At 56.3% G+C, this 7,933-nt stretch carries 8 protein-coding genes; 5 read left to right on the forward strand and 3 right to left on the reverse strand.

The annotated features are described in order from the left end of the window. Positions 1 to 163 precede the first annotated feature (163 nt). Positions 164 to 730 carry a cysteine hydrolase family protein gene (locus HMPREF0178_RS19300; protein WP_009369225.1) on the reverse strand — a complete coding sequence of 189 codons (567 nt, stop codon included), beginning with the start codon at positions 728 to 730 and terminating at the stop codon, positions 164 to 166. 136 nt (positions 731 to 866) lie between these two features. Between HMPREF0178_RS19300 and HMPREF0178_RS19305 the strand changes: the two genes are divergently transcribed. Beyond that, a complete protein-coding gene (locus HMPREF0178_RS19305; protein ID WP_009369226.1) occupies positions 867 to 2,417 on the forward strand; it encodes a phosphoethanolamine transferase in 1,551 nt (516 codons plus the stop codon). 608 nt (positions 2,418 to 3,025) lie between these two features. Here HMPREF0178_RS19305 and groL read toward each other — a convergent pair. Beyond that, on the reverse strand, positions 3,026 to 4,669 hold the full coding sequence (gene groL, locus HMPREF0178_RS19310; RefSeq protein ID WP_005030491.1) for a chaperonin GroEL: 1,644 nt from the start codon (positions 4,667 to 4,669) through the stop codon (positions 3,026 to 3,028). A 66-nt stretch (positions 4,670 to 4,735) separates the two neighbouring features. Further along, entirely contained in the window at positions 4,736 to 5,023 is a 288-nt protein-coding gene (groES, locus tag HMPREF0178_RS19315; RefSeq protein WP_005030493.1) for a co-chaperone GroES, read from the reverse strand. A 509-nt stretch (positions 5,024 to 5,532) separates the two neighbouring features. On the opposite strand from groES, the gene rplU reads away from it, so the two are divergent. From rplU to obgE, 4 genes are all read left to right on the forward strand, one after another. Next, a complete protein-coding gene (gene rplU / locus HMPREF0178_RS19320; RefSeq protein WP_005030495.1) occupies positions 5,533 to 5,841 on the forward strand; it encodes a 50S ribosomal protein L21 in 309 nt (102 codons plus the stop codon). A gap of 25 nt (positions 5,842 to 5,866) precedes the next feature. Beyond that, entirely contained in the window at positions 5,867 to 6,148 is a 282-nt protein-coding gene (gene rpmA, locus HMPREF0178_RS19325; protein WP_005030497.1) for a 50S ribosomal protein L27, read from the forward strand. 222 nt (positions 6,149 to 6,370) lie between these two features. Next, entirely contained in the window at positions 6,371 to 6,769 is a 399-nt protein-coding gene (locus tag HMPREF0178_RS19330) for a hypothetical protein (RefSeq protein WP_009369228.1), read from the forward strand. 25 nt (positions 6,770 to 6,794) lie between these two features. Next, a complete protein-coding gene (gene obgE / locus HMPREF0178_RS19335) occupies positions 6,795 to 7,901 on the forward strand; it encodes a GTPase ObgE (protein ID WP_005030499.1) in 1,107 nt (368 codons plus the stop codon). The last annotated feature ends 32 nt before the right edge of the window (positions 7,902 to 7,933 follow it).

Raw genomic sequence — 7,933 nt, forward strand, 5'->3', positions numbered from 1 at the left:
TCCCCCAAAGACTTTTGACCGGTGGGGAGGCGGCGCGGAGGGAGTTCCTGTTGGAAAAAGGTGTCGGAGAAGGTCACACCCGGAACGCGGTCGTGGTTTTCCCTCTTTGGGCGAAAAAAACGAGAGGGGGAAGCTTTCTTTCGGCAGCGTAACGGTGGGGCGGCTAGGCCAGCACGGAGGGCAGTTCCGCCAGCGTAACACAGGTGATGCCCATGTTTTTCATGTCGCGGACATTGGTTGAGGCGATCTCGTCCGTTTGGGCGGAGCAGGCGTCCGTGACTACGATGGTGTTGTAATCGTGGCTCATCGCATCCGTGGCGGTCCCCCGGACGCAGTTGGGATATTGCGTCCCGGCGATAAGCAGTGTGTCGATTTTGAGGCGGCGCAGGAGCATGTCGAGTTCCGTCTGGAAGAACGCGCTGAAACGGAGTTTGCGCAGGATGGTTTCGTTCGGCAGAGGCGCGAGCTCGTCGACGATCTCGGCGCCCTTGGTGCCGGGGACACAGATGCCTGCTCCTTGGGTAAACAACGGCGCGCGCCCGATCTCCACATCGCTCCCATCCCGGCGATGCTGGCGGATCACGTGGATCACGCGCCAGCCTTCCGCGCGTGCGCGGTCGAGCAGTTCACGGATGGTGGGTACGGTGGCCTGCGCGCCCTTCACGCACAGCGGAGCTTCGGGAAGGACGAAATCGTTTTGCATGTCGATGATGACGAGAGCAATGTTCATGGTGACTCCTTGGCGATGTATTCGACTGCCGCACTTCCGGCAACGAGGGAGAGATGAAGAAGAGACGTTTCTCTTTACGATAGGATGTCGAACAGGTATAGCCCTTTTGCTGAAGAATTTTTAAGAGGTAATGAGCATGAAAGAAAAAATATTGTCTGGTCTCTTTTTTCTTGTGAGCGTATTCTGCGGTTTTTTGTACAACCCGGAAGTCTTCCGCTCCGCTCACGGGCCTCAGTTGATATACTTTGGATTTTTATACGCGTGCCTGTTCCTTTTCTGCTCACTGCTGTTTGCTCGTTGGAAAAAGATGGGGACTGTCTGTATTTTTCTCCTGCATGGTATTGGGTTGGGATTGACGTATTTTTATTGGGTATACGGCAGGATTCTCACATATGATGTCTTGGCCGCTATGCTCGAGGCAAATGTCTTTGAAATAAAAAGTTTTTTGAGTATTCCGCTTGTTGTCACAGCGATTTTGGCCATTGTAATTTCCATTGTCCATGCTTATCTGCTGCGCTTTGTCCGCATAAGCAATAAAAGGTGGATTGCCAGTTCGCTCCTTTTGATTTCGAGTTTTTTGATCTTGAAAGAGGGAGGCAAACTCTACATAGACAAAACGGATCCTGAGTCCCCACTCAGGATGTATTTGGCAACTCGCAATATTGTCCCTCTTTCCTTTTTTTCTGTTTTCAAGACGTATTGGGTAGAGGAGGAAAAATCGCAGCGTTTGGCTTCGTTGCCTTCGCCGGCTGAGCTAGCCTCCCAATGCGGGGCTGATAAGCCCATTGTTGTCCTTGTACTGGGCGAAAGTGCCCGTGGTGATCATTTCAGCGTGAACGGGTACGGAAGGAAGACCAATCCGCAACTGGAACAAGTAAACCATATCATCAATTTGGGGATTGCCCGTTCCTTTGCTGTACAGACAAGAAACTCGCTTATCGGCATGTTGACGAACGCCACGGAGGAAAACAGAGTTCCCACGATGGGAAGTTTTATCCCGCTGTTCAACAAGCATGGTTTTATGACTTGTTTTTACTCCAGACAGAATAAGCTTGGCCGCTCAGGGCATTTGACGGACGCCCTCATCGGTTCGTCGAAAGACATACGGTACTTTAGTTCTCCTACAGATCAGGATTTGTTGAAAGAAACGGAACCGTTGTTCAAGACGTATCAGCACGGCCTGTTGCTGTTGCTCCATACAACGGGATCACACTACGATTACCGTGGGAATTATACAGATACATTTAAGGTCTTTGCTCCGGATGAGTACACGCCTGAATCGATGATGGAGCATCGGCAGAATGTCATCAACGCATACGACAATACGATCGTCAAGACGGATGATTTCCTTGCGAAACTCTACGCACAACTGAAAGACTATGACGCCATTGTCGTGTACGTCTCCGATCATGGACAATTACTTGGTGAGCATGGAAGGTTTTTACATGCGATAGGCGGGACGGGCACGGAATATCCGGAACAGAAAAACATCCCCTTCTTCTTTTGGTACAGCGACTTGTTTGCCGAAAAGCATGGCGACATCGTTGCGGCGCTCAAACAAGCCTCTACATCAGGAAAAATATTCACGCATGACTATTTGTACCATACGGTGATAGCACTGGGAGGAATCCGCTCTAAAGCAGTGGAGCCTCAATTGGACATAACGGGACTGGGAACCCTCGATTGATTTCAGAAGAATTTTTTCAAATAAGAAGACGTCGTCGGGATCGGGGATGTCTTTTTGTTATTTCCCGTAAGGAGATGAAGATACCGTCTCCCACCGTGCAGCCGTGTTTTTCCAAGAAAGCCCGCATAAGCCGTATCGGTTGCCGTTGAGCGTGTCCGGGGCGGGTTGTAGACGCGTGCAGGGTAGCTCCTGCCGATGCAGTGCAACAGGGGGAAGGCCGTCCGCGCATAGTCGAGCTCGGGGGAAATAGCGGACTGTACGGAGGGTACCAGTGTTTTTTGGGGGGCTCAAGGGGGGCGGTGTTGGACAGATGAAAGGTCGTAGTCACCCGCCGTTCGTTCAGAATCTCCAGGTGCAGCCGAAAAGGATATGTTTGTGGTGTCCCCACGCGGATCCAAGACTTAGTGCGAGCCAGTCAGATATTTGACACCTTCACGGTTGGGACCGTTTCCCGCTTACGCACAAGCAGTTGCCCGTAGCAAGAGAAATTCTAATGTTCACCATTCAGTCCCTCTCCCCTCCCCAATGCATACATAAAAGCCCCCGGCAACATGACGTTGTCGGGGGCTTGATTCAGCTAGGCTGCGAGGGCTGTGCCAAGGCGTGGCTTAGTACATGCCGCCCATGCCGCCCATGCCACCCATATCGGGCATGGCGGGCATGTCCTTCTTGGGTTCGGGCTTTTCGGCAATGGCGCATTCGGTGGTCAGGAGCAGGGAAGCCACGGAAGCGGCGTTCTGCAGAGCGATACGGGCCACCTTCTTGGGGTCGATGACGCCGGCCTTGATGAGGTCTTCGTATTCGCCGGTAGCGGCGTTGAAGCCGAAGCCGTCCTTGCCTTCACGGACCTTTTCCACAACCACGGAACCTTCATGGCCAGCGTTGCCGGCGATGAGGCGCAGGGGTTCTTCAAGGGAACGGCGGACGATGTTGAGGCCGGCCAGTTCGTCGTCGTCGGCGGGCTTGATGTCGTCGAGGACCTTGATGGTGCGGACGAACGCGGTGCCGCCGCCGGGGATGATGCCTTCTTCAACGGCCGCGCGGGTCGCGTTGAGGGCGTCTTCCACGCGGTCTTTCTTTTCCTTCATTTCGGTTTCGGTAGCCGCACCGACATGAATCACGGCGACGCCGCCTACCAGCTTGGCGAGGCGTTCCTGCAGCTTTTCGCGGTCGTAATCGGAAGTGGTTTCTTCGATCTGGGCGCGGATCTGCTTCACGCGGGCCTTGATTTCGTCGGACTTGCCGGCGCCGTCAACGATGGTGGTGTTTTCCTTGTCGATGACCACGCGCTTGGCGGTGCCGAGCGAGGACAGGGGCAGGCTTTCCAGCTTCACGCCGCGTTCTTCGAACACGGCTTCGCCGCCGGTGAGGATGGCGATGTCTTCGAGCATGGCCTTACGGCGTTCGCCGAAGCCGGGAGCCTTCACGGCCACCACGTTCAGGGCGCCGCGGAGCTTGTTCACCACGAGGGTGGCCAGGGCTTCGCCTTCGATGTCTTCAGCGATGATCACCAGAGGACGGTTGACCTTGGCGACCTGTTCCAGCACGGGGAGCATGTCCTTCATGCTGGAGATCTTCTTTTCGTTGCAGAGGATGTAGGGGTTGTCCAGCTCGCAGACCATCTTTTCGGCGTTGGTCACGAAGTAGGGGGACAGGTAGCCGCGGTCGAACTTCATGCCTTCGACGACGTCCAGCGTGGTTTCAAGGCCCTTGGCTTCTTCAACGGTGATGACGCCTTCCTTGCCTACCTTGGCCATCGCTTCGGCGATGATGTTGCCGATGGTGGCGTCGGAGTTGGCGGAAATGGTGCCGACCTGAGCGATTTCTTTCTGATCGCGGGTGGGCTTGGCGATGTTGCCGAGTTCTTTGGAAACGGCTTCAACGGCCTTGTCGACGCCGCGCTTGATGGCCATGGGGTTGCGGCCGGCGGCCACGAGCTTCACGCCTTCGCGGTAGATGGCCTGAGCGAGCACGGTGGCGGTGGTGGTTCCGTCGCCGGCGATGTCGTTGGTCTTGGAGGCCACTTCGCGCACCATCTGGGCGCCCATGTTTTCAAACTTGTCTTCGAGCTCGATTTCCTTGGCGACGGAAACGCCGTCCTTGGTGATGACGGGGGCGCCGAAGGATTTTTCGATCACGACATTGCGGCCCTTGGGTCCAAGGGTCACCTTGACGGCGTTGGCGAGCTTATCCACGCCACGGGACAGTTTTTCACGAGCTTTGGCGTCAAACAGAATTTCTTTGGAAGCCATGAGAATATCCTCCAGAACTATCTAAATAAGAATGATGTTTTGGGTCGCAAGCGGCAAAAGGGTCGCTTAGGCAATGATGGCAAGGATGTCGTCTTCACGCATGACGAGATGCTCGGCGCCGTCGATCTTGACTTCGGTGCCGGCATACTTGTTGAAGAGGACCATGTCGCCCACCTTCACAGCCATGGGAACGAGCTTGCCGTCGTCGGCGTGCTTGCCGGGGCCCACGGCGACCACTTCACCCTTGGAGGGCTTTTCCTTGGCGGTGTCGGGGATGTACAGGCCGCTGGCGGTACGTTCCTCGGATTCGAGGCGCTTCACAAGAACACGGTCATTCAAAGGTTTCAAACTCATGACGACTTATCCTCCAAAAAAGGTATTTTTTTGTTGCAACCAGCCCCGTCATCATCGGACTGCCTGCGGGGAATCCCTGCAAGCTCTCCGAAATGGCGGACGTGTCCCCGATATAGCGGAAGAGGCCGCTCGTTTCAAATCGGGAAAACGCTCGCCGGGGGGGTAAGCCTTGCAAGCGGGCCGTGGTGTTCCGGCCTCTCGTGGCATTAAATAATCCCCCTGCGCGCGTTGGGAAGGGGGGAACGACGATTTTTTTTTACATTTTTTCCTCTTTTTTAATAACTGCCAGTAAATAATTGTTCTTTTTATTCCCTTTCCGGGGCGGCTCTTTTAGCCTACTTGCCATATCCTTTGAAATAGGATTATAAACGGAATTCGCGCCCGCTGGCCTGCACGAACCCTTCACCTAAGAGCAACCGCACGTGGGCGAACCTGCAAAGTACACCAATCCGCTTGACAGGTTGCGGAGAAGGGGGTACTTATCCCTTCTCTTTTTTCGGAGGTTCTTAATGTACGCGATTATCGAAACGGGCGGCAAGCAGTTCCGCGTTGAAGAAGGCACCAAGATCCTCGTGGATCGCATGGCTGCCGACGTGAACAGCGAAGTGTCCCTCGACAAAGTGCTTATGGTTGGTGGGGCCGAACTGAAGGTCGGCGCGCCCTATGTTGAAAATGCCAAGGTGACGGCCACTGTGCTGGATCACGTGCGTGGTGACAAAATTCTTGTCTTCAAGAAGTGGCGCCGCAATGATTCCCGTAAGCTGCAGGGCCATCGTCAGGACTATACCGCCATTCTGGTGAAGGCTATCGAAGCCTAAGCCCGAAGTGTAAGGAGATCCCCTCATGGCACATAAAAAAGCAGGCGGCAGTTCTCGTAACGGTCGCGACAGTAACGCACAACGCCGCGGCGTGAAGCGTTTTGGTGGGCAGCCCGTTCTCGCCGGCAATATCCTTGTCCGTCAGCTCGGCACCGTGATCCATCCCGGCGAAAACGTGGGCATGGGCAGCGACTACACCTTGTTCGCCAAGATCGACGGCACGGTGAAGTACGAAACTTATGTTCGCAAGCGCAAGATCCAGAAGCGCGTCCACATTCTGCCTTTCGAAGCTCCCGCTGCCGAATAGCACGCAGAAAAGACGATTTTTCAAGGGAAGGGGCCGTCAGGCTTCTTCCCTTTTGGCGTATGTGCCGTCCCCAGAAAGCGGAGGGTGCCTTTCCCCAAAGGCAGGCCCTTCCCGTTTCGCTTCTCCCAAAGGTGGCCCGGCATCCCTTCCCCGCTCCTTTTTTATTCCACAGAAAGGCGTTTCCCTCCTCCGATGCGATTGCGCAAGGCTCAAGGAGATACGATGAACAAGGTGTTTCTGTTCGCCCTCCAGCTGGGGGTATTGGCTCCCTTTTGGCGCAGTATGCAGGCGTTGTTGTGGGCCAATTCCGGTCGGGTATCCGAAGGGGCGTTGTGGAATATCGTTTACTGCGGAGGGCCGCTTTTGATAGCCTGTGCCCTTGCCCGGTGGCGGATACTCAAAGGGAAGGAAACCTTTTCCTTGATTCAGGCCGTCTGCGGCGTCTTGCTGGCGTTGCTCGTCTCTACGGTTTTCGTCTGGGTGGGGGCGTCTGAGCGGGGCATACCACCGGTATCCGTGTACGGCTTGGCGGTTGACGGCGTGATTTATGCGGCCGGGTTGGCCTTGGCCGTGTTCGGCTGCCAAAAACGGCTTTCGCGGCTGGGCGGCGGCAATATATAATTCATGTAAGGAACAGGATACTCATATGCGTTTTGTGGATGAAGCTGTGATCAGCGTCAAGGCCGGTAAGGGCGGGAACGGCTGCGTGTCGTTCCGGCGTGAAAAATTCGTACCCCGCGGCGGGCCAGACGGCGGCGACGGCGGCGACGGCGGCAGCATCATCCTGCGCGCCGATTCGCGCCTTTTGAGCCTGTATGACTTCCGCATCATGCGCCACTACGAGGCGCAGAACGGGCAGGGGGGCATGGGCAGCCAGCGCTACGGGCGCAAAGGCGAGGATCTGGTCCTCAACCTGCCCGTGGGCACGCTCGTGTTCGAGCAGACCCCCGAAGGCGAGCATATGCTGACCGACCTTGCGGAAGCGGGCGACGAATATCTGGTGGTCCGGGGCGGACGCGGCGGCAAGGGCAACGAGCACTTCAAGTCCTCGACCATGCGCGCACCCCGTTTCGCGCAGCCCGGCGAACCCGGCGAGGAGCGCAATCTGCGCCTCGAACTCAAGATCCTTGCGGACGCGGGGATCATCGGCCTGCCCAACGCGGGCAAGTCCACCTTCATTTCCCGCATTTCGGCGGCCCGGCCCAAGATTGCGGCCTATCCCTTCACCACGCTGACGCCCAACCTCGGCGTCGTGATCGACGAGTACGATCCCGATCAGCGTATGGTGGTGGCGGACATCCCCGGCCTCATCGAAGGCGCCAGCGAAGGGCAGGGCCTTGGGCACCGTTTCCTCAAGCATGTGGAGCGGACCCGTTTTCTCGTGCACATCCTCAGCATCGAAGATGTGAACCCCGAGGAGAACCCTTGGGCGGGCTTCGATCTCGTCAACGACGAGCTGAACGCCTTCGACGAGGATCTCGGTTTGCGCCGTCAGTTGCAGGTCATCAACAAGATTGACCTGCGCACGCCCGAGGAAGTGGATGCCCTCCGCGCCATCGCCGCGAGGGACGGGCGGGAGATTTTCTTCATGTCCGCGGATCAGGGCGAAGGTGTCGAGGAACTGCTCGCCGCCATGTGGAGCCTCCGCGCCGAAATGGAAGCCCACGCGCCGCTGCTGCATTATCAGGAGATGGTCCTTGAGGACGAGGAGTTCCCGGACATCGAAGTGGTGTACACGCGCGAGACCGAGTAGCGGGATAGATTTATTGGGGAAGGGAGGAGAAA

Origin of the sequence: Bilophila sp. 4_1_30, from assembly GCF_000224655.1 — a bacterium.
Lineage (GTDB): Bacteria > Desulfobacterota > Desulfovibrionia > Desulfovibrionales > Desulfovibrionaceae > Bilophila > Bilophila wadsworthia.